We start from the raw sequence: 24,973 nt of genomic DNA, 5'->3' as shown, positions 1-24,973 counted from the left end.
TGCAGACCGACGTCATCCGCAGCGCAGGCCGTCCTCGGGCACGGTTCCCTCGACGAGATAGGCGTCGACCGCGTCGGTCACGCAGGCATTGCCCTTGTTGTAGCCGAGGTGGCCTTCGCCCACGTTGGTGATGAGCACGCCCTGCGAGAGCTGCTCGGCGAGCCGCTGGGCCCCGACGTACGGCGTAGCCGGGTCGCCGGTGGTGCCGATGACCACGATGGGCGGCGAGCCGTCCGCCGTGATCACGCCGCGGGTACCCGTGGGCGGCGCGGGCCAGGAGGCGCAGACGTCGACGCCCTCCCAGTACGGCGCCGTGGTGGGAGCGGCCTCGGCCAGTCGCTGACGGAACGCCTCGTCATCGGCCGCCGACCCTTCGTCCGGGTAGTCCATGCAGTTGTACGCGACGAACGCTTCCATCGTGTTGCTCGCGTAACGCCCGCCCACGCGGTCGTTGTAGAAGTCCGCCAGTTGGAATGCGACGTCGGGACGCCCGTTGCCCACGTCGGATAGCGCCACTCGCAGGTACTGCCAGCTGTCCTGGCTGTACAGCGCGGCGACGATGGCGGTCATGAGCGTGTCGCCCCCGAGCTGGCGGCCATCGCTCGCCGTGAGCGGACGAGCGTCGACGCGCGCGAGCGTCGCAGCCAGGTCGGACATCGCGTTGTCGACCGAGCCGCTGTAGGGACACTCGGAGGTGGTGAGGCAATCGGCCATGAAGGCGCGTAGCGACTCCTCGAACCCGACGGCTTGCCCGATGGAGGACTCGGACTGCGGTTGGCTGGGATCGATTCCGCCGTCGAGCACCATGCGCCCGACGCGCTCGGGGAAGAGTCCCGCGTAGGTCGTGCCGAGGAGCGAGCCGTACGAGAACCCGAGGTAATTGAGCTTCGTGTCGCCCAGCACTGCGCGCAGCAGGTCCATGTCGCGCGCCGAGTTCTCGGTCGTGATGTAGGGCAGGATGCCGTCGCTGTTCTCGTCGCACGCCTTCGCGAAAGCGGCGGCCCGCTCGGTGAGAGCCTGCTCGCGCTCCTCGCTGCCGCGCGCGCCCGGCGGGATGTCGTAGAAGTAGCTGTCGAGACCCGCGGCGTCGTAGCAGCTGACGGCGGTGGACTCACCGACGCCGCGAGGATCGAAACCGATCACGTCGTAGGCGTCGGACAGCTTCTGGTCGACCAGGATCGGCAGCGATGACTTCATGAGCGACACCCCGCTCGCGCCGGGACCGCCGGGATTGGTCAGCAGCGAGCCGATCGGTTGCCCCGAGGTCGCCCGGTGGCGCGCGACGGCGAGCTGCAGGTCGCCCTTCGACGGGTCGCTGTAGTCGCGCGGAGCGGTCACCGTCGTGCAGTCCAGACCGGTCCCGCACTCCTCCCACGTCAACGTCTGCGAGTAGTAGGGCAGGAGGTCTTCGGCGATGCCGTCGGTCTGCGGGGCGAGCGACGGCCCGGGAGCGGGAGCCGTCGGCGGGATCTGGGCGTAGAGGCATCCCGACAGGGCGAGCGCCGCCGTTGCGAGACCCGCGACCAGCGCGACGAGCCGTCGCCGCGCGTTCACGGAGCCGACCCGTCGGAGACGGTGATGAGGAGGCTTTCCAGCGCGAGCAGGGGTGCGGCGTTCTGCTCGAGATGACGCCGGGTGTCGGAGATGCGGTCGAGCACGCCGAGGGTGCGGGCCGTGGACCACTCCGCCGCGAGCGCACGCAGGTCGTCGAGGCGTTCGCTGTTGACCAGGTCGGTGTCGCGCCCGAACTGGAGCATCACGACGTCACGGAACAGCGACTGCAGGTCGGTCAGGACGCGGTCGATCCCGTCGCGCAAGCTGCGCGTCGCACGGCGCTTCTGGTCGTCTTCGAGGGCGTTCACCTGCCCGCGGACCGAGGGCGGAACGGCAGCGCCCTCGGCCACGCCGAGGGTGCGCAGGAGAGCGCGGCGCTCTTCTTCGTCGCGACTCGCGGTGAGCGCCTTCGCATCGTCGGTGGCCAGGCGGACGATGTGCCCGGCGACCTCGACGGCATCGCCGATGCCGCGGACACCCAGAACGGCGGAGAGGGTCTCGGCCCGACGGGCCCGCGCGTCGTCGTCGGTCGCGAGGCGCTGGGCCATACCGATGTGCCGCTGGGCGTGACGAGCGGATTCTTCGGCGACCTCGGGCGCGACCCCGGTGCGCTCGACGATGAGGGACGCCACGTCGGAGACGGACGGCTCCCGCAGGCGGAGCACCCGCACACGCGAGCGGATGGTGGGCAGGAGGTCGGCGTCGCTCGGGGCGCAGAGCACCCAGACGGTGTGCTCGGGCGGCTCTTCGAGCGCCTTGAGCAGGACGTTGGACGTGCGCTCGGCCATGCGGTCGGCGTCTTCGACGACGATCACGCGGTGCCGCCCCAGCGACGGGGCGAAGCTCGCGCGCTCGACGAGCCGGCGGGCTTCGTCGATGCGGATGACGACCTGCTCGGTGCGCAGGGCGGTGAGGTCGGGGTGGGTGCGCGCGATCACCTGACGTTGCGCGCGTTCGTCGCCGGGGTCGGCGATCAGCGCGGCCGCGAAGGCGTAGGCGAGGGTCGAGCGTCCCGATCCCGGAGGCCCGGTGATGAGCCAGGCGTGCGTGAGCGCTGCCGGGTCGGAGGCCGCGTTCTGCAGGGTCTGCACGGCATCGGGCTGGCCCCACACCGCATCCCAGGGGAACGGCGCGGGCGCGGCGACGTCGGGCGCGGAGTCGAGCACGGCGGGCATGCGTTCCACCCTAGACGGGGCTTCCGACAGGACCGCTGGCGATCCGCTGTGCGTGGCCGAGCGATCGCCTCATCCGAGTCGGGATGCCACGGCCTCCCGGACGCGGTGGGCCAGCTCCGACACCGGCTGGCGGGCGTCGAGCACGACGAAGCGATCGGGCTCGGCCTCGGCGAGGGCGAGGAATCCGGCGCGCACCCGCGCGTGGAACTCACCCTTCTCCGCCTCGAGTCTGTCGAACGGCTTCGCCTCCGCATCCAGCCGCGTCCGAGCGGCCGCGGGATCGAGGTCGAGCAGCACGGTCAGATCCGGCAGCAGGCCGCCGGTCGCCCAGAGCGAGAGGTCGCGGATGTCATCGGCATCCAGCACGCGACCGGCGCCCTGGTAGGCGACCGACGAGTCGAGGTATCGATCCTGGATGACGACGTCACCGCGCGCGATCGCGGGTCGGACGATGGTCTCGATGTGATGGGCGCGATCTGCGGCGTAGAGGAGAGCTTCGGCTCGCGGGGCGATGTGTCCTCGATGGTGCAGCACGATGTCGCGCACGAGGACGCCCACGTCGGTTCCGCCGGGTTCGCGGGTGCGCACCACCTCCCGGCCGCGCTCCCGCAGCCAGTCCTCGAGGAGAGTCGCCTGAGTGGTCTTCCCTGCGCCGTCGCCGCCTTCGAACGTGACGAACAGCCCGGGTCCCCCGGCCGCCGCGGCTCGGGGAGCGCGCGGCGGGCGGGTCGGATCCGTCGTCACGATTTCTTCGCCGGCGCCTTGCGGGTGGTCGTCGTCTTGCGCGCGGTGGTCTTCTTCGGGGCGGGGCCCTTGGCGCGCTTGTCGGCGATGAGCTCGACGGCGCGTTCGAAGGTGATGGCCATAGCGTCTTCGCCGCGCGGCACCGTGGCATTCGTCTCGCCGTCGGTGACGTACGGCCCGAATCGGCCGTCCTTCAGCTTGATCGGCTTGCCGCTGACGGGGTCGGCGTCGAACTCCTTCAGGGCGCTCGATGCCCGCCGCGCGCCGTACTTGGGCTCGGCGTACTTCGCGAGCGCCTCTTCGAGGGTGATGTCGAAGATCTGCTGCTCCGCGTCGAGCGAGCGTGAGTCGGTGCCCTTCTTGAGGTAGGGACCGAATCGGCCGTTCTGCGCCGTGATCTCGGCCCCCGTCTCGGGGTCCGCACCGACGACGCGCGGGAGGGAGAGCAGCTGCAGCGCGGTGTCGAGGTCGATGGTGTCCACCGACATCGACCGGAAGAGCGACGCGGTGCGGGGTTTGGGAGCCGCTTCCTTCTTCGCGCCGCGCTTCTTGGGCTGTTCCACGACCTCACCGGTGGCCTGGTCGACCTCTTCGGGCTCCTCGGCGTCGACCTCTTGGACGTAGGGACCGAAGCGACCGTCTTTGACGACGACGAGCTTGCCGTTCTCGGGGTTCTCCCCGAGCACTCGGTCGCCCGCGACCGGCGCCTCGATGAGCTCTCGGGCCTTCTCGGCCGTCAGCTCGTCGGGAGCGAGGTCTTCGGGGATGTTGACGATGCGCGGCTTGGCGTCCGAATCGGCGCCGGGCTCGGTGACCTCGAGATACGGGCCGTACTTGCCGAAACGGAGCGTGGCGGTGTCGGTGATCCGCGTCGAGTTGAGTTCGCGCGCGTCGATCTCGCCGAGGTTGTCGACGATGTGGCGTAGGCCCACCTGCTTGTCGGAACCGAAGTAGAAGGCCTTGAGCCACTCGGTGCGGCGCTGCTCGCCGCGGGCGATGGCGTCGAGATCGTCTTCGAGAGCGGCGGTGAAGTCATAGTCGACGAGGTCGGCGAAGTGCTCCTCGAGAAGACGCACCACGCTGAAGGCGAGCCAGCTGGGGACGAGCGCCTGACCGCGCTTGGTGACGTAGCCGCGGTCGAGGATCACACCGATGATGCTCGCGAAGGTCGACGGACGGCCGATCCCCTTCTCCTCGAGCGCCTTGACCAGGCTGGCCTCGGTGTACCGGGGCTTCGGCGAGGTGCTGTGGCCCTTCGGCTCGACGTCGCTCACCGTGAGCTCGTCGCCCACGGCGACCGGGGGAAGCGACTGGTCTTCGTCGTCGTCGCGGCCGTTGCGCTTCTCGTCGGCGCCTTCTTCGTAGGCCTCGAGGAAGCCCTTGAAGGTGTAGACGGTTCCGGATGCCGTGAACTCGGCGACCTTCTCCCCCGCCTGGACGGTGAGGGTGACGGTGGTCGTCTCGTACTTGGCATCCGCCATCTGGCTCGCGATCGTGCGCTTCCAGATGAGGTCGTACAGCTTCTGCTCGTCGCGGTCGAGGGACGACGCGACGGACGACGGCGTGCGGAACTCCTCGCCGGAGGGGCGGATGGCTTCGTGGGCCTCTTGCGCGTTCTTCGTCTTGCTCTTGTAGACGCGCGGGTTGGCCGGGACCGCCTTGTCGCCGTAGAGCTTCACCGCCTGCGCGCGGGCCGCCGAAATGGCCTGGCCCGACAGCGCGACGGAGTCGGTACGCATATAGGTGATGAAGCCCTTCTCGTAGAGACGCTGAGCGACACCCATGGCGTGCTTGGCACTCATCGAGAGCTTGCGACCGGCCTCCTGCTGCATCGTGGAGGTGGTGAACGGCGCGCGGGGGCTCCGCGTACCGGGCTTGGCCTCGACCTTCGCGACCGTCGCCCGGCCGGCGGCCGTGACAGCGTCGGCCAGGGCTCTCGCCTGCGCCTCGTCGAGGACGACGACGGCCTTCTTCAGCTTTCCGTTGTCGTCGTAGTCGCCGCCGCGGGCGATCGGTGCGCCGTCGAGGCGGTTCAGACGCGTGGTGAACGAGGACCCGGACTGCGACGCGAGGGCTTCGACGTCCCAGTACGACGCCGAGACGAAGGCCATGCGCTCACGCTCGCGCTCGACGACCATACGGGTCGCGGCGGACTGCACACGTCCGGCGCTGAGCGCGGTGCCTTCCCGGCCCGAGCCGACCTTGCGCCAGAGCACGGGTGAAACGTCCCACCCGTAAAGGCGGTCGAGAACGCGGCGGGTCTCTTGGGCGTCGACCAGCGAGACGTCGAGGTCGCGCGTGTGCTCAGCGGCTTCGCGGATCGCATCCTTTGTGATCTCGTGGAAGATCATGCGCCGGACGGGGACCTTGGGCTTGAGGACCTCGAGCAGGTGCCACGCGATGGCCTCGCCTTCGCGGTCACCATCGGTGGCCAGCAGGACTTCGTCGGCCGTCTTCAGCGCGCGCTTGAGTTCGGCGACCGTCTTCGTCTTGCGGTCGTTGACGACGTAATAGGGGTCGAAGTCGTTCTCGACGTCGATCGAGTACTTTCCGTAGGCCGCCTTCTTCTCGGCCGGGATCTCCTTCTTCGACGCGAGGTCGCGGATGTGTCCCACCGAGCTGAGGACCTCATAGTCGTCACCGAGGTATCCCTGAATCGACTTCATCTTGGTCGGGGACTCGACGATGACGAGCTTCTTGCCGTTTGCCACTGGGGTCCTTTCTTCGCTGCACACCATACACACGCATTCCTGGTGGGGTTCCCGGGGATCGCTCGGGCGGTCGTTTCGGGAGGACCGGCCCGCGAGTGTGCATCGAACGGAATCCCACCGTACGCCGTGCCGACGGTGACCGTGGCGACGAGGCCGTCGAGCACGCAGTCGGTCAGGGTCGCGCCGCCCGCCTCGGCGACGTTCGCCGCCGCCTCGCACGGGACTCCCTCGACAGCACCACTGGCGGTATCGGCAGCCGCGAGGGCGGCGGCATCCGCGGTTCCCGCCAGCTTCTGAGCCTGCACGGCAGCACCGCACGCGGCGGCGAGCGCCAGAGTGACGGCGACGGCGACGGCGGTGATGCCGACGACGGAGATCGTCCCGGCCATCACTCACCTCCGTCGAGAGCGCACGCCCGCGCGGTCACGGGAGGCAGGGGCAGGCTGAGTGCCACAGGCGCCGACGTATCGACGCACACGAGACCGTCACGACGGGAGACCGACATCGATCCGCCGATCTCCGCGAGGGCCGTGTGCGCCCGTGACTCGTCCCCGCGCCCGAGGAGCCGGGCCGATTCGCTCGACACGTGCTGGAGCCGGACGGCGGTGGCCGCCGACCCCAGCACGCCCACCCCGAGGGCGAGCACGATCACGACCGCCGGCACGGCCACGGCGAACTCCGCCGTGACCGACCCGCGCTCGTCCAGGTATGCCGGTCTCACTGGACGGTCAAGGCACGACGAACGAGGTCGGTCAGGATGCCGCGGACCTCGTCGCTTCGCATGATGACCACGAGCAAACCCGCGAAGGCCACTGCGGCGACAATTGTCGTGTTGGGGCAGACTTAACCTCGTGACCACGAAGCCAGAAACGCGTGCCGCCATTTACGCGCGGCAGTCCGTCGCTGCCGATGAACTCCTCGCCGATCAGATCGCGCGTTGTCGCGATCTCGCGTCCGCGAAAGGCTTCGACGTGGTCGAGGTCTACAGCGATAACAACGTCAGCGGATACAAGGCGCGTGAGGCCGGCACGTCGTTCTCCCGGATGCTCGACGACGCGCGCGCCGGTCGCTTCGACGTGCTCATCGTGCGCAAGCTCGACCGCCTGGGGCGCTCGCTCTCGGCTCTTGAGGCGTTCTCCGCGGCGCGCGTCGCCGTGGTGACCATCGACGAGAACATCGACCTCACGACGGTGAACGGGCGACTCATGGCGAACCTCCTGACCTCTGTCGCCCGCGCCGAGGTCGAGATCAAGGCCGAGCGCCGCGTCAACGCGAACAACGCGCGACGCGCCCGTGAGAACGGAGGTATCCCGACCTCGGGTCGTGTGCCCTACGGCTATCGGTGGGTCCCGACGAAGGACAGGGGCGACGGAGACGCCTATGTCCTGGACGGGCCGAAGGGCGAGCCAGGAACGCCGTCCGAGCGCGACAACGACCGGGCGGCTGACGTCCGTGAGGTCTACAGCGCCTTTCTGGCCGGCGTGCCGCTCGGGTCGATCGCCCGCGACCTGAATCAGCGCGGGCGCCGGACCGTCCCGACAAAGAGCCACCCCGAGGGCGTGCCGTTCACACCGACTACGCTGCGGCGGATGCTGATGTCGCCCTACTACTGCGCGCGGATGCCGCTTGAGGCGGCGGAGAAGTACGACCAGCGCGCCCTCACGCGGGGCACGACGACGCCGGGGCGCTGGAAGCCGATCGTGACCGTCGAGGAGTGGGAGGCGGCGAAGGCTCGCCTCGAGCACCCGGAGCGCAAAACGTCGCCCGGTCCCTCGCGACGATGGTTCCTGTCGGGCCTGGCGGTGTGCGGTGTATGTCGAACGCCCATCCGCGCAGGAGGCGGCGAGAAGGGCGTACATAGCTACCGCTGCGCCTCAATGGCGCACTTCATGCGACGGGGTGACCCGCTCGATAGCTTCGTCGAGCGGGTCATCGTCGCGCGGCTCGCTCGACCCGACGCGGTCGACCTCCTCAACGATCGCGAGAGGGGCGACGCCGATGCGCTTCGCGCCGAGCGGGAGCGACTGACGACCACGATCAGGCAAGCGGGCGACGATGAGATGGATGGCTTGATCGACCGCGCCGAGCGCGTGCGACTGACGAAGCGGGCGAACGCGCGCATCGCAGAGCTCGATGAGAAGCTTCGGTCGGGAGCTGATATCGACGCGCTGTCCGACGTCGTCGGCGCCGCGGACGTCGCCGCGACCTGGGACGCGCTCACGTTGGGGCGAAAGCGGGCCATCCTCGAGGCTCTAGCGGTTGTCGTCGTGCACAGCGTCGGTCAGGGCAACCGTCGCAACATGAGCGACGAGGCGATGGCCAAGACTGTTGACTTCATCTGGCATTAGACCCGTAGACGCGCCGACGGGCGGAGCGGCGTTTCTTGCCGCCAGCTTGCCGAGCCTGTTCGCCCAACGTCGCTCTTTCGTCAGGATCCTCGATCCCGTAACGCCTGAATTCCGCCGCGTTCACCTCCAACGCCGCCTCTAGCTCGATGAGCGCGGTCTTCAACCTCATGCCCTCCGGGGCGGCATCACCCCAGCCGACTTCATCAATCGCACGCTCTGTCTGGCGTGCGGTGCTGGCGAGGCGACGACGTTCGGCCCCGAGCTTCGCGAGCTCGATCGCGTCGTTTGACTTGAGCTTTCCGGTCTCTCGGCGTTGTCCGGGTACAGCGAGAATGACGAGGAGAACGCCAACGATCGCCACGGCAAAACCGACGATCACGACGACGTCGCCGACCTCCCGATTCTCGATGAGGGCCGGCAGTCCGGCGAGCGCGGCTATAGCGAGGCCGAGCGTGAGCACCGAGAGAGCGACCGTCATCCGCGTAGTCATGTCGCGAGCATAGCGACGACCTCGGCAGCGGCTTCGGATGCCGCCTACGCTGGCGACATGGAGCTCAGCCCCGGCGACACAGTCAGCACCCACGACGGCCAGATCGGCACGGTTCTCGAGGCGTACGGCAGCGGTTCGGGACGTCTCGAGTACCGCTACCCGGGGCCGACAGGTCGAAGCCGAATCGTCATTGCCTACCCCGTCCTCCTCGACGGTGGAGAGGTCCGCATCTTTGCCGCGTTCGGACTTGAGGCCCTTCGGGGTCCGCTCCAATAGCGACAGCGGGCGCGGTTGCTTATCCGGCGTACCCGACCGATCTAACTAAGTGGCTGGCGACGGCCGACTTTAGCTCGCGCTCTCGGCCGAGATTGCGACGAGACGCGGCGGGGTCGCCACAATTTGCGTCGTGCGCGAGACATAGGCGACGGACGGCGTCTCGGTGCGAAGTTCGTCCAGATTTGCGACCTGGACACAACGCCGCGCGAAACCCTCGTCCCGATCGTCTCGATCGACATGCGACGGATGAGAACCGCGTATTTACGCGGCAGATCGAGGGTTCGTCCAGATCGTCTCGATTGTCCCAACCGTCCATCCCGGACAGGCCCCCCTATAAGGGGCCTGGGACCTGGACCAAGACGTAGGAAGCTGGGTTGAAAGTCGACGGTAGGGGCGCCGGGGTGTTCGCGGGATCACCCCGCCTCAGCTTCCGTCACCTTCGACAGCGCCTCCTCTGTCCAACGCTCGACTTTGCCGCTCGCGAGGATCACCGTGTAGACGCGCGCCGACGGTGCTTGTCCACCAAATCCGAAGAGCTCGGCGCGCTGCCCCGTCTGCGGTGACGCGATGCGCCCGCTCTGGCCGTCGGGGGTCCGTAGGGTGTCGCCATCGTTGAACATGGCGCGAGCCTAGCGCTATTTCGCTACTCACTAAATACCAGGTCAGCGGCACTTCTAGACAACCCCTATCGCATGTGTCATAGTGATGAGGTCAGCTAATCGAACGGCGCTAGGGGATCGCCCCCGACGCACCGCGCAGTGGTCGAAAGGACCAGCTGTGGCTGACAAGACGGACGAAGAGACGTCGAAATCGCGTGTTGGCGTCGCGCAAGCGATCGCTGCGCAGGCCCCGCCATTGTCTGACGCGGCTCGTGCTCGTCTCGCGCTCCTTCTCAAGCCTTCGACGGCTGTCCGATGAACGAGCAGGAGCGACGCGCTCGCGCCGAGCAGGGGCGGCGCGGCATGGAGTCCCGCTGGGCCGCGCATCGCGCCGCTCGCGTCGCCGCTGGTCTGCCGCCAACCGTACGCGAGGAGCTCGGTCGCAAGCCCGACCGATTCACCGACCCCGACGTTGAGGCCCACTGGCTCGCCGCAGCCGATGCGGCAGGCGTGATCCCGGCGAAGGCGACGAGCACAGAGCGGCGCCGGATCGCGTTCCGCTATGCGCAGGCCGTCACCGCGGAGACCGCCCAGCGCGCCGCGAGCAAGCTCCCGACGGCTCTCACGAGCACAGACGAGCGTGTCGCCTACTATGAGGCGGAGATCGCCCGTCTCTCGGCGGCGGAGACAATGGACCGCCGCCGCGCCGATCAGCACCAGCGCGAGCGTGAAGCGGCCGAGGCCACCCTCGCCGAGATCCTCCTCCGCGAGGGTCGCGCATGACGCTCGTCCCGCGCCCGCGTTCGGACGTGGAAGCAGAGTTCCTCGCGATCCTCGACGGAATCCGAGACACCGCCGACCCCCTACGCATTGAGGCGGCGGCGAAAGCGGCGGCTATGCGCGTTCCGAGCGAGTACATCGAGGGGCGCGAAGTTTGCCGACGCATCGTGAGCGCATCTCCGGCGACGGATGGCGACCAACTCCGTGACGCCAAACGCGCGGCAAAGCGGGGCTACCGGCTCGGTGCGCTCCAACGTCAGATCACGACTCTGACCCCGCCCAACAAGCTCATGGAGGCGCTCGAGTACGAGGAGCGGAAGGCCTATCTGCGGCGTGAGGCGCTGATCCGGCAGGAACTCAAGGACGAGGGCAACGATCGCCCCCCGCTCGCAGAGCAATTGCTCGACTTCGGGGCGCTCATGGATCGCCCGCCGCTTCGCCCCCTCGTGCCCGGTGTCCTCAATCTCGACACCGTCGCGATGCTCTACGCGCCTCCCGCGACGTTCAAGACGTTTCTCGCGTTGTGGATGGCGGCGTGTGTCGCTCTCGGGCATTCGTGGGCAGGTCGCCCGGTCGATCCTGGTCCGGTCCTGTACGTCGCGGCCGAGGGCGTCGCCGGCATGCAGAAGCGCATAGCAGCCCTCGCCTGGCGGTTCAACAAGGGCAAGCCGATCCCGGACTTCTTCATCTACCCGGCCCCCATCAACCTCACGAGCGACGGCGACGTCGAGGAGCTCGTGGAGCTCGTCGCTGAGCGCGGCTTCCGGTTCGTCATCCTCGACACCCTCGTCAAGGTCGCGGGCGGAGCCGAAGAGAACGACGCCACGGCCATGACACGAGTCACCAGCGCCGCCGAGCGCATCAAGCGTGCAGGGGACGGCAACACGACTGTCCTGCTCGTTCACCACAGCGGGAAATCGGGCGACTACCGAGGCTCGAGCGCCCTTGAGGGCAACGTCGACACGATGCTCAAGCTCGAGGGCGAGGCGGGGATGCTGACGCTCTCGGCAATCAAACAGAAAGACGGCGCCGAGGGCGAGATCACCCGCCTCCGAGCGAAGCCGGTCGAGGAACACGACACTCTCATCCTCGAGGCGATCGCCCCCGGAGACGGTGAGCCTTCGGGCATCCAGGCGGCGCGCATCGAGGAAGCGCTCGCACACTTCCGACGCGCCTACGGCGACGACGGCGTCACCCGCACGGAGTTCGTCAACGACCTCGTCGAGTGGGGCGTCGCTGGCGGCAGAAGCACGGCACAGACCTACGTCGGCGACCTCATCTCGTCCCGTCGCCTCAGCAGCAGCATCAAGGGCCGGAGTACGTGGCTCTCCATGCCGCGCCAGATCAAGACCTACCCCATCACCACAGAGGAGAAGACCGCATGACTGGTATGACGATCGACAATGTCGGCTACACCCCCGCCCAGGGCTACGGGTACACCCGTGTGGCGCTCATTCGGGGCTCGGGTGTCCCCGCCATCGAGAAGGCGCGCGCAGCCGTCGTCGAGGCGCTGGACGCCTATGACGACGTCAAGCGCCGCCGCGACTCGGCCCGCGTCGCCGTCGAGCGTTTCGACGAGCTCGCTCAGGCCGAGGCGATCGTCGCGGGGGCCGCGGGAGAGCGCTTCGACGTGGCTGCCAGTCGCGAGAAGAAGGCGACCGTAACCCAGGCGCTCAAGGATCTCGAGCTTGAGACGCTGTCCGCAAGCAGCTTTCTCAGCCGCTCGCACGCCGATTACCAGACCGCGCTCAGCGAGAACCTCGACGCGCTCCGCAAGGTCGCCCGCGACCAGGCAACCGATTGCTCGCTCCGTCTCTCGACGGCGCTCGAAATGACGCGAGGTGCCCAGACGCGGCTGGACGCCGCTCTCGCCGTCATGGCGGGTGCCTCCGAGCTCGCCGTTGGCATGCCCGTCCCGGCGAATGCGGCGCCGCGGGAGGCGTCTGACGACTTCGACGACAGCGGCTACCCGAACGTGCTCGCGAGTGTCGCCGCTGGCGAGCTCGAGCGGTCGCTCGGTTGGCTCGCTCGGTGGATCGCGCGCGCCGACGAGCAGGCAGCGGAACGTAAGGCGGCGATCAAAAGCAGTGCGGGAGTCGAGGGGTGAGCACCCCCATCGACCGCGACTTCGGCGAACCCGATAGCCGCTCGTGGACCCTCGACGAGCTCTACGACGAGATCACGCGGCAAGCGGTCGACGTCCTCGAGCGCCGAGAGGGCGACACGATCGCGTTGCTCGGTGTGCTGGTCGACGTCGCCTCCCTACGCGCCACGCGTGCGGCCAGTACGCGCGAGGCCGAACGATGACCGCACCTACCCCTTTCGACGTCTGGCGGGCCGCTGTGGTCGCCGCTGTCCGGGGCGAGATCGACAATGCCGATGCGCAGCGCTGGGAGGCGCTTGCGACGGCCTATCGCGGCATCCGCCGCACCGAGGAAGGACGACAGATGATCGACGACTGGATCGGCCGGGAGGTGGTGGCGACGCCTCGCGACGGAATGCAGACGGTCGGCACGCTGACCGGCACCGACAAGCGAGGGATCACGCTCGGGGACTCCGGTCCCGCGCTGCACCCCTCGATCAAGTGGGGGACTGTGCATTTCCCTTGGGCGAACGTCGCCCACACCCGACTCACCCAGCCTCAGCAGACAGGAGCACGACGATGACCACAAGGGAAGAGCGGAAGCTCCTCAAGCGCGAGGCGCAGCTTCTCGACGCGCTGGCGGCTCGTCGCAGCACGTCGCAGCGTCAGGCGGACATGGCGACCGGGCGCACGCCCGAGGTTGACCTCGACGACGGCGACAACGGCAGCGCGTCCACATCCGAGCGTCAGGCGGCGATGGCGATCCGCGCGGGGGCGCCTCGCAACGGCGAGTCGTCGTCCGTGCGGCAGTCTCGCGCGGCGCTCGACATTGATCCCGGCGAGGAGACGGAGCGCGAGCGGAAGCGGCGCCTCATCCGCGAGGGCTTCGCGCGCTGATGTCCTGTCGCGTCGACAAGAGCACCGACACCGGCGACCTCGTCGCCTGCGATCGGTGCGGATACGTCGCCGGTCCCTTCACCAACGCCGGCCAGGCGGCAGAGGCGGCGCGGAGCCATCGCCGCGTGCACGTCCGCGTGCAGACGCCCCGTCGCTGACCGGCGTCTAAGCCCCCGAGAAACCCACCCCAACGAAGGAGAAAACATGCCCCTTACGACGAACGTCCAGACCGTTCCTCAGCCCCAGAATGCCGTCGACCTCGACGCCGTCAAGCTGGCGGCGGCGAAGGCCGTCAATTCGTCCGCGACCAACTCGCACGGCGTGAGCATCGAGAACATTGCCAGCAGCTACAGCCAGGCCGCGGGGCACCTCACGACGGTGCATCTGCTCGTCCGTACCTGAGCGCAGAGACAGAGCGCCCCGCTAGCCTCGGCCGGCGGGGCGCTTTCGGTAGGAGACAGCATGAATGCTCGCCACGAGCTCGTCGCCCGGGTGCTCATCGAAGAGCGCTGGGCGCACCTCTACGCCCGCGGCGATCGACAGGCAGCGAGCGACCTCTCAGCGCAACCGATCGAGGATGGAGGGCTAGGCCGTCGCTTACACCCGGCGACGCTGAAAGCCCGCGTGCGGTCCTACGACGCGAAGCGCGCCGAGCGCCTTACCGCGCAGCGGGAGGAGGAGCGGGAGCGGCGCATCTTTGAGGCCGAGGTCGCGCTCGCCAAGGCGGATGGGAGCGTCGCGGAGCTTGCGAAGGACGGTGATGCCGCGGGTTTCACGGCCGCTCTCGCTGCCTACGTACGCGCGGAGGCAGCGCTCGATCGCAGAACCACCGAGCACGTTCCGCTGACCCGATGGATGAGGCAAAGCGAGGAGACCGATGTGGCCTTGGATTTGGTCATCGCGATCCACACACCTGGCGTGGGAGGTCACCCGCTTCTTGCCCGCTCTCTCCGTCTGGATGCGCCTATCTCCCGATTCCTGCGAGAGGTCGAACGCTAGAGTCCCAGTTGTGGACCCCTCGCTTGCGGCGTTGCTTCCCCTCGCGGGAGTCGTGCTCACGATCCTCGCCGGTCTCCTCGGAGCGTCCATACAGCGTCGAGGAGAAATGGCGCGTTGGCTCCGAGCGGAACGCCTGCGGGCCTACACCGATCAACTTCTTGCAACCGACCGAATGATGGGGTTGCTAATCGCAAAAGCACCCGAAGACCCCGTGGACGCAGACGCACTGGAAGAGATCAGGCGTGCGGTAGCGATATGCCAATTGCTCGGGCCGGACAAGCTCTACGAGGCAGCGACCAGGTTTCACGACGCGGTCTACGTAGACGGCAACTATCGGGGCGAGAGTCGCCGTACGAGCGTTGCTCGAATCGAGGCCCGCCGCGCGTACATCGTGGAGGCACGCACGGCCCTAGGGGTGAAGCTCGGCTAGAGCACCCACCCGCGAGCATGAGAAGGGGCGTCGCGGAACAGTTCCGCGACGCCCCCTCGAGCCACCCGTTCTTCTAGGCGATTGCGAGCGAACCCGAGGCGCGCATCGGCGGGATGGCATCGAGCCACTCGCGAACGGCGGTGGTCGTCCTGGTCGGCTCCGCTGCGGGGGCGTCGTCCTCGGGCATATCAAAGTCGATGTCGGGCGTCAGCTCAACAGTTCCGCTGAGCACCTCGAAACCAACGACCTGCGACAGTCCTTCAACAAAGGTCGCCGCCTTGAGCGGGGAGTCAGCGTCAACCGGAAAAATGATGTGCGGCTCTTCCTCATCCGCAACGAGGAAGGCACCGGGAACAGCGTCGATCGCGGCGTAATGGACCGACCAGTCGTCGTCGACGACGGGTGCGGTGGTCACGTCCACAGTGAAGCTAGTCATTTTCGGGATTCCTTCTGTCTACTTTTTCTGTCCCTTGTGCGGGATAGGAACGCCATTGCGGCGTAGGTGGGAGACGGTGTTAGCGTCTCCTCGACCGTCCGACGGGGTCTTGCTAAAGACCGCGGGTTTGGCCGGCCTGTCGTATCCGGGATCGATCAACCCCTGCGGGGGATTCAACCGGGGATGACCCTCTTTTGTTTCGTCATACGTCCAGCCCTCCTGTTTGGCAAGCTCGACCCACGCGCGAAGGCGCTTCGGCGGATTGGGCAACGACCCCTCCGTGGTGGTGAGTAGCGGTCACGTTACTTGATCAGTATGGGGGTAAACCGAGCGTTCGGCATCATCTTTACAGGGAGCGCCACCTGTGAACGACGTTCGGATATAAGAGGAGTGGTTGCAGCTCTCACTGGGCCTTGGGTCTGCCTTATCTCGGCAACAGTGGCCATCGTCGCGATCGCGTACTCCGCCGTCGCGGCCCCCCGATCGTCGAGGAACAGAGCGCCGGCGCGGTGGGTGGTGAGCGGTGGAAGGCGGGTCGTGCCGTCGGCAGCGCGAGAGACGGAGCGGGAAGGAAGGAGACGACGCGGGAAGGACATGAGGGACCTCTTTCATAGGGAGTGGGAGCGGAAAGGAAGAATCGAGTCAGAGCGGGGATACCCCCGAGCGGAGGACTCCGATCATGAGCGGAGCGACGGCGAGGAGGAGGAAAGCGGGGAGCGTGCACGCGCCCAGCGGCAGGAGCAGGCGCGTGGACAGCGTCGCCGCCGCCTCGCGTCCCTTCGCGCGCGCCGAGCGTCGGGCGAGCCACGCATCACCGCGCAGAAGCTCGCCCGCGGGGACGCCGGCGCGTACCGAGAGGTCGAGAGTCGCTTCGACGCGACGCATGTCATCGTCGTCTTCGAAGGGGGATCCGTCGTCCCGCTGCCCGCGGATGAGGGCACGCGCGCGCTCGATCGACGCTCCCGCGGAGAGCGCCACGGCGAAGAGGTCGGCGGTCATCCCGGGGATCTCCGCCGACGGCGTGGCTCGCCGCGCCAGTCGTCGAGACCAGACGCGAGCCACCGTCACCAGCGCCAGCCCCGCACCGAGGCAACACCGGCCGATCGGGTCGGTGGTCAGCACCCTGACCGTGTCGAACCCGAGGGCCATTCCGAGGGGGACCCCCACCAGCGGAAGTCCGGCCAACAGACGCGCGGTCGCAAGGGGTTCCGCGAGCGAGACCCGCACGTCATCGGCGATGTCCCTTGCCTCACGCAGGGTCGTCCCCATCTCTCGGAGGGTGTCGGCCAGCGGCGCCCCGACCGCGACCGCCACCGCCCAGACAGCAGCGACGTCGAGCCACCCGTCGCCTCTTCGTCGGAGGACGGAGGCGACGTCGTCTCCCGCGGTTGCGGCGTCCGCGGCCTCGCGCACCACCCCTCCGCCGTCATCGGCGAGGTGCCGCCACGCAGCGGCGGCGCCGAGGCCGGCCGACATCAAGACGGCGAGGCGAAGGATCGTCTCGAGCGGGTCCGGGCCGCGAGGGCGCCGGCGGGCGTTCCGAACGATCACGTCCAGGGCTCCGGCTCGATCGCGAGACGCCCGCCGCGAAGGATGGGCCGTCCGATGCCGGCGACACGTCGGCCCGCCGCCGTCCGCTCGACGTGGATGACGACGTCCAGACCGCTCTCCACCTGCCGCCCGAGGGCAACGGCATCCATCCCCGCGAGCGCTCCCAGCGCCTCGAGGCGCGCCGGGACGTCGAGGAGGCTGCGTGCGTGAAGGGTGCCCGCCCCTCCGTCGTGGCCGGTGTTCAACGCCAGGAGAAGTTCGCGCAGCTCCTCTCCCCGGCACTCCCCGAGGATCAGGCGGTCGGGACGCATCCGCAACGCCTCCCGCACGAGGCGGGCGAGTCCGATGCCGCCCGCGCCTTCGAGGTTGGGCTGGCGCGCTTCCAGGGCGACGTGGTGCGGATGCGCGGGGCGGAGCTCCGCCACCTCCTCGATCGTGATGATGCGTTCGTCCTGTGGGACGCGAGAGAGGAGAGCGCTGAGCAGGGTCGTCTTCCCCGCACCCGTGGAACCGGTGATGAGCACGTTCGACCGGCTGTCGACCAGCTCATCGAGACGAACCCGGCCTCGCGCGGTGATCATCCCCGTCGTTTCCAGACGCGCCAGGTCCGGTGCGTCCCACCGCGGCACACGAATCGATACAGCCGTGCCGCGGGCCGACACAGGAGAGAGAACGGCGTGCACTCGGATGCCACGCTCGAGCCGCACGTCCACGCACGGCGACGCGTCGTCGAGATGGCGACCGCCGAGGGCGATGAGGCGCACGGCCAGGCGACGCACGGCGCTCTCGTCGGCGCTCCATGAGACGACACGCTCGGTCCCGCTCCCCCGGTCGACGAAGAGTCCCTCCTCGCCGTTGACGAAGAGGTCTGTGATGGTCGGGTCGTCGAGAAAGGGGCGCAGGAACGCCAGCGCCGGGTCGGCCCACGTCGAAGAGCCGGGGAGGCGAGCGGCCGGGGGCCGGAAGGGGAGGACGGACGACATGCCGACGACCGTAGAGAGACCACGGGGATCTTCGTCGCTCGGGCGAGGCGATCCGTGGACGGACCGGTGAATCCACCCCGTGGGGAGAAGAGTCGAAGAGACTGTGCCGTCGACGTCCGACGCTGGACGGGGCAGAAAAAGGAGGGGGCGGCATCCCGTCAGTGGGGGGCGAGGGATGCCGCCACGCGCCGGTGAAAATTGGGGGGCTCCCACCGACGCGGTGCCGGAAGCGATGTTCGGGCGTCCCTAGATTACGCGTCAGCGAGGGCTGAGCCAACTCGCGACGCATCCATTCATTGCGATATATCACCTGTTTCGCGATAAGCGGATGCCAACTATCGGAGGTGGCCGGGTGTCGGAGGCCCTCGCTACGGTCGTCACGGTGACGATGCTCGCGAGGACGCGGCATCCCCCGGACCGCGAAGGAGCGTTGCGATGAGCAGCCAGATCGACCATCTCCTCAACGAGACCCGACGTTTCGCCCCCTCGGCGCGCTTCGCCTCCGAGGCCGTCGCCGACGCCGCGCTCTACGAGCGCGCGGCCGCCGATCGCGAGGGATTCTGGGCCGACCAGGCGCGGGAACTGCACTGGCACACCCCCTTCACACGGGTGCTCGACTGGTCGAATCCCCCGTTCGCGGAGTGGTTCGCCGACGGCGAGCTGAACGTCGCCTACAACTGCCTCGACCGCCACGTGGAAGCCGGCAACGGCGACCGCATCGCGCTGCGTTGGGAGGGCGAGCCGGGCGACCAGCGCGACGTCACGTACGCCGAGCTCACCGACGAGGTGAAGCGCCTCGCGAACGTCCTCACCAATCTGGGTGTCGAGCGCGGCGACCGCGTCGCCCTGTACCTGCCGATGATCCCCGAGGCCATCGCGTCCATGCTCGCCGTCGCCCGGATCGGCGCCGTCCACTCGGTCGTGTTCGGCGGTTTCTCGGCCGACAGCCTGCGCGCCCGCATCGATGACGCGGGGGCCAAGGTCGTGATCACGGCGGATGGCGGGTGGCGCAAGGGCAAGGTGTCTCCGCTCAAGCCGGCGGTCGACCAGGCTCTCGCCGACCGCAACGGCTCCGGCGAGCAGGAGACGGTGGAGCACGTCGTCGTCGTCCGTCGCGGAGAGAACGAGGTGGACTGGGTCGAGGGGCGCGACCTCTGGTACCACGACGTGGTGCCGCACGCTTCCGCCGAGCACGAGGCCGAAGCCTTCCCAGCCGAGACACCGCTGTTCATCCTCTACACCTCCGGCACGACCGGGAAGCCGAAGGGCATCCTCCACACCTCGGGCGGCTACCTCACCCAGGCCGCCTTCACGAACCGGGTCGTGCACGACGTGCACCCCGAGACCGACGTCTACTGGTGCACCGCCGACATCGGGTGGATCACCGGGCACACGTACGTCGCCTACGGCCCCCTCGCCAACGGCGCCACGCAGGTGCTGTACGAGGGCACCCCCGACACCCCGCACCCCGGCCGGTGGTGGGAGCTCATCGAGAAGCACGGCGTGACGATCTTCTACACCGCGCCCACCGCGATCCGCTCGTTCATGAAGATCGGGCGCGATGTGCCGCAGAAGTTCGACCTGTCGTCCCTCCGCCTGCTCGGCTCTGTGGGGGAGCCGATCAACCCCGAGGCCTGGGTCTGGTACCGCGAGATCATCGGCGCCGACGAGACACCCATCGTCGACACCTGGTGGCAGACCGAGACCGGGGCCATCATGATCTCCGCGCTGCCCGGTGTCACCGAGACCAAGCCCGGCTCCGCCCAGGTGCCCATCCCCGGGATCTCGATCGCCGTGGTCGACGACAAGGGCGAGCCGGTCGGAAACGGCAGCGGCGGCCTCCTCGTGATCACGGAACCGTGGCCGAGCATGCTGCGTGGCATCTGGGGCGACCCCGACCGCTATCGCGAGACCTACTGGGAGAAGTTCGCCGACAAGGGGTACTACTTCGCCGGTGACGGCGCGCGTCTCGACGAAGACGGCGACGTCTGGCTCCTGGGCCGGGTCGACGACGTGATGAACGTCTCGGGTCACCGCCTGTCGACGGCGGAGATCGAGTCGGCGCTCGTCGGGCACGAGGGCGTCGCCGAATCCGCGGTCGTGGGCGCCTCCGACGAGACGACCGGTCAGGCGGTCGTGGCCTTCGTCATCATCAAGAGCAGCTACCTGAAGCAGCATCCCGTCGAGGGGCTCGGAGATGAGCTGCGCAAGTGGGTCGGCGAGCAGATCGGCCCGATCGCGCGCCCCCGTGACGTCTACATCGTCGGTGAGCTCCCGAAGACGCGCTCGGGCAAGATCATGCGCCGACTTCTGCGGGACGTGGCGGAGGGTCGAGAGGTCGGCGACACCACCACCCTCGCGGACACCGCGGTCATGAGCGTGATCAGCGCCCAGGTGAAGTAGCCCCGCGTGTCGTGGAAGGTCCCGGATGCCAGCCCTCTCGGCATCCGGGACCTTCGGCGTTCGCGTGCACCTCGGTCGTCGTGACGGAACATCCCGGTTCGTCTTATGTATACGCTGCCGCTCCCCATGCACAGTTCGAGGCCGCACGGACCCCCTTGCGTATACACTCGAATTCGCCAGCGAAGGTGAGGAGGCGTGCCATGCGTGCGAGCGATATCGCCTACACGACCCTCCTGGACGAGATCCAGACGGGCGTTCTGGCCCCCGGCACCGTGCTCGGCGAGGTCGAGCAATCGGCGCGACTCGGCGTCAGCCGGACTCCGCTCCGCGCCGCCCTGGCGCGGCTGGCGTCGGACGGGCTCGTCACCCAGTCATCGCCCCGGGTGACCGTCGTCACCGACGTGAAGAGCGACGACATCCGCGCGCTCTTCACGGTGCGGCGTGCGCTCGAGGAGACGGCGGCGCGACTCGCTGCGGCATCTCCCTCGGCGCCGACGTTCGCGCGGATAGCGGATGCCTTCGCGTCAGCGGACCTCGATGGCGACGCCGCGCGCGACGCGTACTACTCTCTCATCGCCGAGTTCGATGCCGAGCTCGATGCCGCCACCGACAACGACTATCTCGTCAGCGCGCTGCAGGTCATCCGCACCCACCTCGTCCGGGTGCGTCGCCTCGCGCGCTACCAGCCCGAGCGGCTCGCGGCGTCCGTAGCCGAACATCGCCTGATCGCCGCGGCGATCGCGGCGGGAGACGGCGACCTCGCGGCGCACGCCGTGCACGTCCATCTGCACCACGCGCTCACCAGCATCCTCGATTCCATCGAGGCCTCCCCCACCGCCGCGCTCACCGCGCAGCTCACCGGCCGAAAGAGAAGATCATGACGATCACGCATCACGTTCGCACGCACCGCAGCGAGGAGAATCTGGCTCGCGAGGGTCAGCTCGCGTGGTCGTTGGCGCGGGTCGCCGTCGATCCGGTGGAGGTCGACGACGATGTGGTCGACATGATCATCAATCGGGTGATCGACAACGCGGCGGTCGCGGCGGCGTCGCTCTCACGACGGCCGGTGAGCGCGGCGCGGCAGCAGGCGTTGGATCATGCGGTGTCGATCGGAGGGTCGGGCGCGACCGTGTTCGGATGCCTGCTGGAGCGGCGATCGAGCCCCGAGTGGGCGGCGTGGGCGAACGGTGTCGCGGTCCGCGAGCTCGACTACCACGACACGTTCCTGGCGGCGGAGTACTCCCACCCCGGGGACAACATCCCCCCGATCCTCGCCGTCGCCCAGCACACCGGCCGCGACGGCGCCGCCGTCGTCCGCGCCCTCGCCACGGCGTATGAGATCCAGATCGACCTGGTCCGGGCGATCAGCCTGCACAAGCACAAGATCGATCACGTGGCCCACCTCGGCCCCTCCGCGGCCGCCGGCCTCGGAACCCTGCTCGACCTCGACCAGGAGACCATTTACCAGGCCATCGGGCAGGCCCTGCACACCACCACCGCCACCCGTCAGTCCCGCAAGGGCGAGATCTCCACCTGGAAGGCGCACGCCCCCGCCTTCGCGGGGAAGATGGCGATCGAGGCGGTCGACCGTGCCATGCGGGGTGAGACCAGCCCGTCACCCATCTACGAGGGGGAGGACGGGGTCATCGCGTGGCTGCTCGACGGCCCCGACGCCTCATACGACGTTCCCCTCCCCGGCGACGGCGAGCCCAAGCGCGGCATCCTCGACTCCTACACGAAGGAGCATTCGGCGGAGTATCAGGCGCAGGCGTGGATCGATCTCGCCCGCAAGCTCCATCACGAACGCCCCGATCTGACCGACCCGGCGAACATCGCCTCCATCGTCCTGCACACCAGCCACCACACCCACTACGTGATCGGCTCCGGCGCGAACGACCCGCAGAAGTACGACCCCACCGCCAGCCGGGAGACGTTGGATCACTCCATCCCGTACATCTTCGCCGTCGCGTTGCAGGACGGCGGGTGGCACCACGTCCACTCCTACGCCCCCACCCGCGCCGCCCGCGAAGACACCGTCGCCCTCTGGCACAAGGTCACCACCGCCGAAGACCCCGAATGGACCCGCCGGTACCACTCCGACGACCCGAACGAGAAGGCCTTCGGCGGGCGCGTGGTCATCACCCTCACCGACGGGTCGACCGTCGAAGATCAGATCGCCGTCGCCGACGCCCACCCCCTGGGCGCCCGCCCCTTCACCCGCGAGGACTACATCCGCAAGTTCCGTACCCTCGCCGAACCCGTGCTCCTCCCGGAGGAGATCGACCGGTTCCTCACCCTCGCAGCGCGCCTCCCCGAGCTCACCCCCGCCGAAGTCATGCAGCTGAACATCGTCGCCAAGCCCGGCGTCCTGGCATCCGCACCCGCCCCCAAGGGACTCTTCTGATGCTGTACGCGACCACCTCCCCCGCGGAGAAGCGCCGCGTCCTGCGCGAACGGCTGGCCTCCGGTGAACTCCTCCGCTTCCCCGGCGCGTTCAATCCGCTGTCGGCCCGGCTCATCGAACGCAAGGGCTTCGAGGGCGTGTACATCTCGGGCGCCGTCCTGAGCGCCGACCTGGGCCTGCCCGACATCGGACTGACGACGCTCACCGAGGTCGCCGGGCGCGGGCAGCAGATCGCCAGGATGACCGAGCTGCCCGCGATCATCGACGCCGACACCGGCTTCGGAGAGCCGATGAACGTCGCGCGCACCATTCAGACCCTCGAAGACGCGGGCCTGGCCGGCTGCCATATCGAAGACCAGATCAACCCGAAGCGATGCGGCCATCTCGATGGGAAAGCGGTCGTCGACGCCGACACGGCCGTCAAGCGCATCCGCGCGGCGGTCGACGCCCGGCGCGACGACAATTTCCTCATCATGGCGCGGACCGACATCCGTGCCGTCGATGGACTGGATGCCGCGATCGACCGCGCGCGGCAGCTCGTGGACGCTGGAGCGGATGCCGTCTTCCCCGAGGCCATGCGGACGCTCGCCGAGTTCGAGGCGGTGCGGGCAGCGGTCGATGTGCCGATCCTCGCCAACATGACCGAGTTCGGAAAAAGCGACCTGTTCAGCGTCGACGACCTGCGCGATGTCGGCGTGAACATCGTCATCTGGCCCGTCTCGCTCCTGCGCCTCGCGATGGGCGCCGCCGACCGCGCCCTCGATGTGCTGCAGGACGAGGGCCACCTCAGCAGCCAGCTCGGGCAGATGCAGCATCGCGCAGACCTCTACGACCTGATCGACTACGAGCAGTACAACCGCTTCGACACGAACATCTTCGACTTCACCATCACGAAGGAGTGAGCATGGCCGACACCCAGGACGACATCAAGAAGGGCCTCGCCGGCGTCACGGTGGACTACACCGCCGTCAGCAAGGTCAATCCCGACACCAACTCGCTCCTGTATCGCGGGTACCCCGTGCAGGAGTTGGCGGCGACCCAGTCCTTCGAGGCGGTTGCGCTGCTGCTGTGGAACGGCGAACTGCCGAGCGACGACGAGCGAGCGGAGTTCGAGGCGTTCGAGCGGGCCCACCGCGACCTCGATGCCGACGTCAAGACCGTGATCGACCTGCTCCCGCTCGACGCCCACCCGATGGACGTCCTCCGCACCGCCGTGTCGGCACGGGGCGCCGCCGCGGGCGATGTCGCCGACAACTCCCCCGCGGCCGACCTCGCCAAGGCGAAGCTGCTGTTCGCGAAGATCCCCGCGATGGTGGCCTACGACCAGCGACGTCGGCGCGGGCAGGATCTCGTCCCCCCTCGTGCCGACCTCGACTATTCGCGGAACTTCCTCTGGATGACGTTCGGCGAAGAACCGGCCGACGTGGTCGCCGACGCCTTCACCGTGTCGATGATCCTGTACGCGGAACACTCCTTCAACGCGTCGACCTTCACCGCGCGCGTCATCACATCGACGACCGCCGACCTGTACTCCGCGGTGGTCGGAGCGATCGGCGCTCTCAAAGGCGCCCTGCACGGCGGCGCGAACGAGGCCGTCATGCACATCTTCGACGAGATCGGCTCAGCCGACCGTGTCACCGCATGGCTCGACGACGCCCTCGCGAACAAGCGCAAGATCATGGGCTTCGGACATCGCGTCTACAAGAAGGGGGACTCGCGCGTCCCCACGATGAAAGCGGCCCTCGACACCCTGGTCGCCCACTACGACGCCGCCGAGCTCGCCGCGCTCTACGAGGAACTCGAGACCGCGTTCGTCTCACGCAAGGGCATATACCCCAACCTCGACTATCCGTCGGGCCCGGCGTACCACCTCATCGGTTTCGACACTCCGACGTTCACGCCGCTCTTCGTCGCCGCGCGCGTGACGGGCTGGACGGCGCACATCGTCGAGCAGACGGCATCCAACGCTCTCATCCGCCCGCTCTCCGCGTACAACGGCGTCGACGAGCGACACGTCCAGGGCTACGTCGCATCCGAAGCCGACCTGGCGGCGGCGACCCGACAGGAAGAAGCCTCCTGACGCGCAGAAGGGGCGGGCTCCCGACCGGAG

General features: G+C 68.5%; 28 protein-coding genes and 1 pseudogene. 17 read left to right on the top strand and 12 right to left on the bottom strand.

Translation table 11 applies throughout. The annotated features are described in order from the left end of the window. Positions 1 to 12 precede the first annotated feature (12 nt). The 7 genes and pseudogenes from PIR02_11925 to PIR02_11895 all read right to left on the bottom strand — a co-directional run bounded on the left by PIR02_11925 (position 13) and on the right by PIR02_11895 (position 7,006). Entirely contained in the window at positions 13 to 1,554 is a 1,542-nt protein-coding gene (locus PIR02_11925; protein WZH35482.1) for an alpha/beta hydrolase, read from the bottom strand. Continuing rightward, entirely contained in the window at positions 1,551 to 2,729 is a 1,179-nt protein-coding gene (locus PIR02_11920) for a DNA polymerase III subunit delta' (protein WZH35481.1), read from the bottom strand. Before PIR02_11920 ends, PIR02_11925 begins: the two co-directional genes overlap by 4 nt. A gap of 69 nt (positions 2,730 to 2,798) precedes the next feature. After that, complete coding sequence (tmk, locus tag PIR02_11915; GenBank protein ID WZH35480.1) at positions 2,799 to 3,473, bottom strand: dTMP kinase; 675 nt, start codon at positions 3,471 to 3,473, stop codon at positions 2,799 to 2,801. Next, on the bottom strand, positions 3,470 to 6,184 hold the full coding sequence (gene topA, locus PIR02_11910) for a type I DNA topoisomerase (GenBank protein ID WZH35479.1): 2,715 nt from the start codon (positions 6,182 to 6,184) through the stop codon (positions 3,470 to 3,472). The genes tmk and topA overlap by 4 nt, the downstream gene beginning before the upstream one ends. After that, complete coding sequence (locus PIR02_11905) at positions 6,136 to 6,573, bottom strand: flp pilus-assembly TadE/G-like family protein (GenBank protein ID WZH35478.1); 438 nt, start codon at positions 6,571 to 6,573, stop codon at positions 6,136 to 6,138. Before PIR02_11905 ends, topA begins: the two co-directional genes overlap by 49 nt. Then, entirely contained in the window at positions 6,573 to 6,905 is a 333-nt protein-coding gene (locus PIR02_11900; protein ID WZH35477.1) for a TadE family type IV pilus minor pilin, read from the bottom strand. Before PIR02_11900 ends, PIR02_11905 begins: the two co-directional genes overlap by 1 nt. Further along, positions 6,902 to 7,006 (bottom strand): annotated as a pseudogene (locus PIR02_11895) (DUF4244 domain-containing protein). The gene PIR02_11900 and the pseudogene PIR02_11895 overlap by 4 nt, the downstream one beginning before the upstream one ends. 29 nt (positions 7,007 to 7,035) lie before the next feature. Between PIR02_11895 and PIR02_11890 the strand changes: the two are divergent. Further along, a complete protein-coding gene (locus PIR02_11890; GenBank protein WZH35476.1) occupies positions 7,036 to 8,532 on the top strand; it encodes a recombinase family protein in 1,497 nt (498 codons plus the stop codon). On the opposite strand, the gene PIR02_11885 is transcribed toward PIR02_11890, so the two are convergent. Beyond that, the gene (locus PIR02_11885) at positions 8,519 to 9,022 is read right to left on the bottom strand and encodes a hypothetical protein (protein ID WZH35475.1); all 504 of its coding nucleotides are present in this window, start codon (positions 9,020 to 9,022) and stop codon (positions 8,519 to 8,521) included. The two genes, PIR02_11890 and PIR02_11885, sit on opposite strands and share 14 nt — an antisense overlap. A 57-nt stretch (positions 9,023 to 9,079) precedes the next feature. On the opposite strand from PIR02_11885, the gene PIR02_11880 reads away from it, so the two are divergent. Continuing rightward, positions 9,080 to 9,298 (top strand): hypothetical protein, encoded by a 219-nt coding sequence (locus PIR02_11880; GenBank protein WZH35474.1) that lies wholly within the window; start codon positions 9,080 to 9,082, stop codon positions 9,296 to 9,298. A gap of 413 nt (positions 9,299 to 9,711) precedes the next feature. Here PIR02_11880 and PIR02_11875 read toward each other — a convergent pair whose 3' ends face one another. Then, positions 9,712 to 9,918 (bottom strand): hypothetical protein, encoded by a 207-nt coding sequence (locus PIR02_11875; protein ID WZH35473.1) that lies wholly within the window; start codon positions 9,916 to 9,918, stop codon positions 9,712 to 9,714. Between the two features lie 294 nt (positions 9,919 to 10,212). Here PIR02_11875 and PIR02_11870 point away from each other — a divergent pair, with 294 nt between their 5' ends. Genes PIR02_11870 through PIR02_11825 form a run of 10 tightly spaced genes read left to right on the top strand, consistent with a single transcriptional unit; the run spans position 10,213 to position 15,086 of the window. Continuing rightward, entirely contained in the window at positions 10,213 to 10,680 is a 468-nt protein-coding gene (locus PIR02_11870) for a hypothetical protein (GenBank protein WZH35472.1), read from the top strand. Continuing rightward, a complete protein-coding gene (locus PIR02_11865; GenBank protein WZH35471.1) occupies positions 10,677 to 12,062 on the top strand; it encodes an AAA family ATPase in 1,386 nt (461 codons plus the stop codon). Before PIR02_11870 ends, PIR02_11865 begins: the two co-directional genes overlap by 4 nt. Further along, positions 12,059 to 12,784, top strand: coding sequence for a hypothetical protein (locus PIR02_11860; GenBank protein ID WZH35470.1), 726 nt, complete (start codon positions 12,059 to 12,061; stop codon positions 12,782 to 12,784). The genes PIR02_11865 and PIR02_11860 overlap by 4 nt, the downstream gene beginning before the upstream one ends. Continuing rightward, on the top strand, positions 12,781 to 12,984 hold the full coding sequence (locus PIR02_11855) for a hypothetical protein (GenBank protein ID WZH35469.1): 204 nt from the start codon (positions 12,781 to 12,783) through the stop codon (positions 12,982 to 12,984). The genes PIR02_11860 and PIR02_11855 overlap by 4 nt, the downstream gene beginning before the upstream one ends. Further along, positions 12,981 to 13,343 (top strand): hypothetical protein, encoded by a 363-nt coding sequence (locus PIR02_11850; protein WZH35468.1) that lies wholly within the window; start codon positions 12,981 to 12,983, stop codon positions 13,341 to 13,343. Before PIR02_11855 ends, PIR02_11850 begins: the two co-directional genes overlap by 4 nt. Then, the gene (locus PIR02_11845) at positions 13,340 to 13,657 is read left to right on the top strand and encodes a hypothetical protein (protein ID WZH35467.1); all 318 of its coding nucleotides are present in this window, start codon (positions 13,340 to 13,342) and stop codon (positions 13,655 to 13,657) included. Before PIR02_11850 ends, PIR02_11845 begins: the two co-directional genes overlap by 4 nt. Beyond that, a complete protein-coding gene (locus PIR02_11840) occupies positions 13,657 to 13,815 on the top strand; it encodes a hypothetical protein (GenBank protein WZH35466.1) in 159 nt (52 codons plus the stop codon). Before PIR02_11845 ends, PIR02_11840 begins: the two co-directional genes overlap by 1 nt. A gap of 46 nt (positions 13,816 to 13,861) precedes the next feature. Continuing rightward, a complete protein-coding gene (locus PIR02_11835) occupies positions 13,862 to 14,059 on the top strand; it encodes a hypothetical protein (protein ID WZH35465.1) in 198 nt (65 codons plus the stop codon). A gap of 60 nt (positions 14,060 to 14,119) precedes the next feature. After that, complete coding sequence (locus PIR02_11830; GenBank protein ID WZH35464.1) at positions 14,120 to 14,656, top strand: hypothetical protein; 537 nt, start codon at positions 14,120 to 14,122, stop codon at positions 14,654 to 14,656. A 10-nt stretch (positions 14,657 to 14,666) separates the two neighbouring features. Continuing rightward, complete coding sequence (locus tag PIR02_11825; protein ID WZH35463.1) at positions 14,667 to 15,086, top strand: hypothetical protein; 420 nt, start codon at positions 14,667 to 14,669, stop codon at positions 15,084 to 15,086. 73 nt (positions 15,087 to 15,159) lie between these two features. Here the strand turns inward: PIR02_11825 and PIR02_11820 are convergent, their stop codons facing one another. The 3 genes from PIR02_11820 to PIR02_11810 all read right to left on the bottom strand — a co-directional run bounded on the left by PIR02_11820 (position 15,160) and on the right by PIR02_11810 (position 18,056). Next, positions 15,160 to 15,501 carry a hypothetical protein gene (locus PIR02_11820; GenBank protein WZH35462.1) on the bottom strand — a complete coding sequence of 114 codons (342 nt, stop codon included), beginning with the start codon at positions 15,499 to 15,501 and terminating at the stop codon, positions 15,160 to 15,162. A gap of 663 nt (positions 15,502 to 16,164) precedes the next feature. Then, a complete protein-coding gene (locus tag PIR02_11815; GenBank protein ID WZH35461.1) occupies positions 16,165 to 17,073 on the bottom strand; it encodes a type II secretion system F family protein in 909 nt (302 codons plus the stop codon). Beyond that, complete coding sequence (locus PIR02_11810; GenBank protein WZH35460.1) at positions 17,070 to 18,056, bottom strand: TadA family conjugal transfer-associated ATPase; 987 nt, start codon at positions 18,054 to 18,056, stop codon at positions 17,070 to 17,072. The genes PIR02_11815 and PIR02_11810 overlap by 4 nt, the downstream gene beginning before the upstream one ends. Before the next feature lie 435 nt (positions 18,057 to 18,491). Between PIR02_11810 and acs the strand changes: the two genes are divergently transcribed. From acs to PIR02_11785, 5 genes are all read left to right on the top strand, one after another. After that, complete coding sequence (gene acs, locus PIR02_11805) at positions 18,492 to 20,459, top strand: acetate--CoA ligase (protein WZH35459.1); 1,968 nt, start codon at positions 18,492 to 18,494, stop codon at positions 20,457 to 20,459. A gap of 200 nt (positions 20,460 to 20,659) precedes the next feature. Next, the gene (locus PIR02_11800; GenBank protein WZH35458.1) at positions 20,660 to 21,340 is read left to right on the top strand and encodes a GntR family transcriptional regulator; all 681 of its coding nucleotides are present in this window, start codon (positions 20,660 to 20,662) and stop codon (positions 21,338 to 21,340) included. Then, positions 21,337 to 22,863: an MmgE/PrpD family protein gene (locus PIR02_11795; protein ID WZH35457.1), complete on the top strand. Its 1,527-nt coding sequence runs from the start codon at positions 21,337 to 21,339 to the stop codon at positions 22,861 to 22,863. Before PIR02_11800 ends, PIR02_11795 begins: the two co-directional genes overlap by 4 nt. After that, a complete protein-coding gene (gene prpB, locus PIR02_11790; GenBank protein WZH35456.1) occupies positions 22,863 to 23,765 on the top strand; it encodes a methylisocitrate lyase in 903 nt (300 codons plus the stop codon). Before PIR02_11795 ends, prpB begins: the two co-directional genes overlap by 1 nt. Positions 23,766 to 23,767: 2 nt before the next feature. Further along, the gene (locus PIR02_11785; protein WZH35455.1) at positions 23,768 to 24,943 is read left to right on the top strand and encodes a bifunctional 2-methylcitrate synthase/citrate synthase; all 1,176 of its coding nucleotides are present in this window, start codon (positions 23,768 to 23,770) and stop codon (positions 24,941 to 24,943) included. Positions 24,944 to 24,973 lie beyond the last annotated feature (30 nt).

Origin of the sequence: Microbacterium enclense, from assembly GCA_038182865.1 — a bacterium.
Taxonomy (GTDB): Bacteria; Actinomycetota; Actinomycetes; order Actinomycetales; family Microbacteriaceae; genus Microbacterium; species Microbacterium enclense_B.
Note: the sequence above shows the minus strand (reverse complement) of the source record. Positions and strands in the feature narration are given on the sequence as shown.

Bases quoted from the DNA above. Each gene is read 5' to 3' on its own strand.
- PIR02_11905 (WZH35478.1), bottom strand. From the start codon at position 6,573: ATGGCCGGGACGATCTCCGTCGTCGGCATCACCGCCGTCGCCGTCGCC.
- PIR02_11850 (WZH35468.1), top strand. From the start codon at position 12,981: ATGACCGCACCTACCCCTTTCGACGTCTGGCGGGCCGCTGTGGTCGCC.
- PIR02_11800 (WZH35458.1), top strand. From the start codon at position 20,660: ATGCGTGCGAGCGATATCGCCTACACGACCCTCCTGGACGAGATCCAG.
- PIR02_11810 (WZH35460.1), bottom strand. From the start codon at position 18,056: ATGTCGTCCGTCCTCCCCTTCCGGCCCCCGGCCGCTCGCCTCCCCGGC.
- PIR02_11885 (WZH35475.1), bottom strand. From the start codon at position 9,022: ATGACTACGCGGATGACGGTCGCTCTCTCGGTGCTCACGCTCGGCCTC.
- acs (WZH35459.1), top strand. From the start codon at position 18,492: ATGAGCAGCCAGATCGACCATCTCCTCAACGAGACCCGACGTTTCGCC.
- PIR02_11865 (WZH35471.1), top strand. From the start codon at position 10,677: ATGACGCTCGTCCCGCGCCCGCGTTCGGACGTGGAAGCAGAGTTCCTC.
- PIR02_11860 (WZH35470.1), top strand. From the start codon at position 12,059: ATGACTGGTATGACGATCGACAATGTCGGCTACACCCCCGCCCAGGGC.
- PIR02_11875 (WZH35473.1), bottom strand. From the start codon at position 9,918: ATGTTCAACGATGGCGACACCCTACGGACCCCCGACGGCCAGAGCGGG.
- PIR02_11845 (WZH35467.1), top strand. From the start codon at position 13,340: ATGACCACAAGGGAAGAGCGGAAGCTCCTCAAGCGCGAGGCGCAGCTT.
- PIR02_11840 (WZH35466.1), top strand. From the start codon at position 13,657: ATGTCCTGTCGCGTCGACAAGAGCACCGACACCGGCGACCTCGTCGCC.
- PIR02_11795 (WZH35457.1), top strand. From the start codon at position 21,337: ATGACGATCACGCATCACGTTCGCACGCACCGCAGCGAGGAGAATCTG.
- PIR02_11785 (WZH35455.1), top strand. From the start codon at position 23,768: ATGGCCGACACCCAGGACGACATCAAGAAGGGCCTCGCCGGCGTCACG.
- PIR02_11830 (WZH35464.1), top strand. From the start codon at position 14,120: ATGAATGCTCGCCACGAGCTCGTCGCCCGGGTGCTCATCGAAGAGCGC.
- prpB (WZH35456.1), top strand. From the start codon at position 22,863: ATGCTGTACGCGACCACCTCCCCCGCGGAGAAGCGCCGCGTCCTGCGC.
- PIR02_11870 (WZH35472.1), top strand. From the start codon at position 10,213: ATGAACGAGCAGGAGCGACGCGCTCGCGCCGAGCAGGGGCGGCGCGGC.
- PIR02_11835 (WZH35465.1), top strand. From the start codon at position 13,862: ATGCCCCTTACGACGAACGTCCAGACCGTTCCTCAGCCCCAGAATGCC.
- PIR02_11880 (WZH35474.1), top strand. From the start codon at position 9,080: ATGGAGCTCAGCCCCGGCGACACAGTCAGCACCCACGACGGCCAGATC.
- PIR02_11920 (WZH35481.1), bottom strand. From the start codon at position 2,729: ATGCCCGCCGTGCTCGACTCCGCGCCCGACGTCGCCGCGCCCGCGCCG.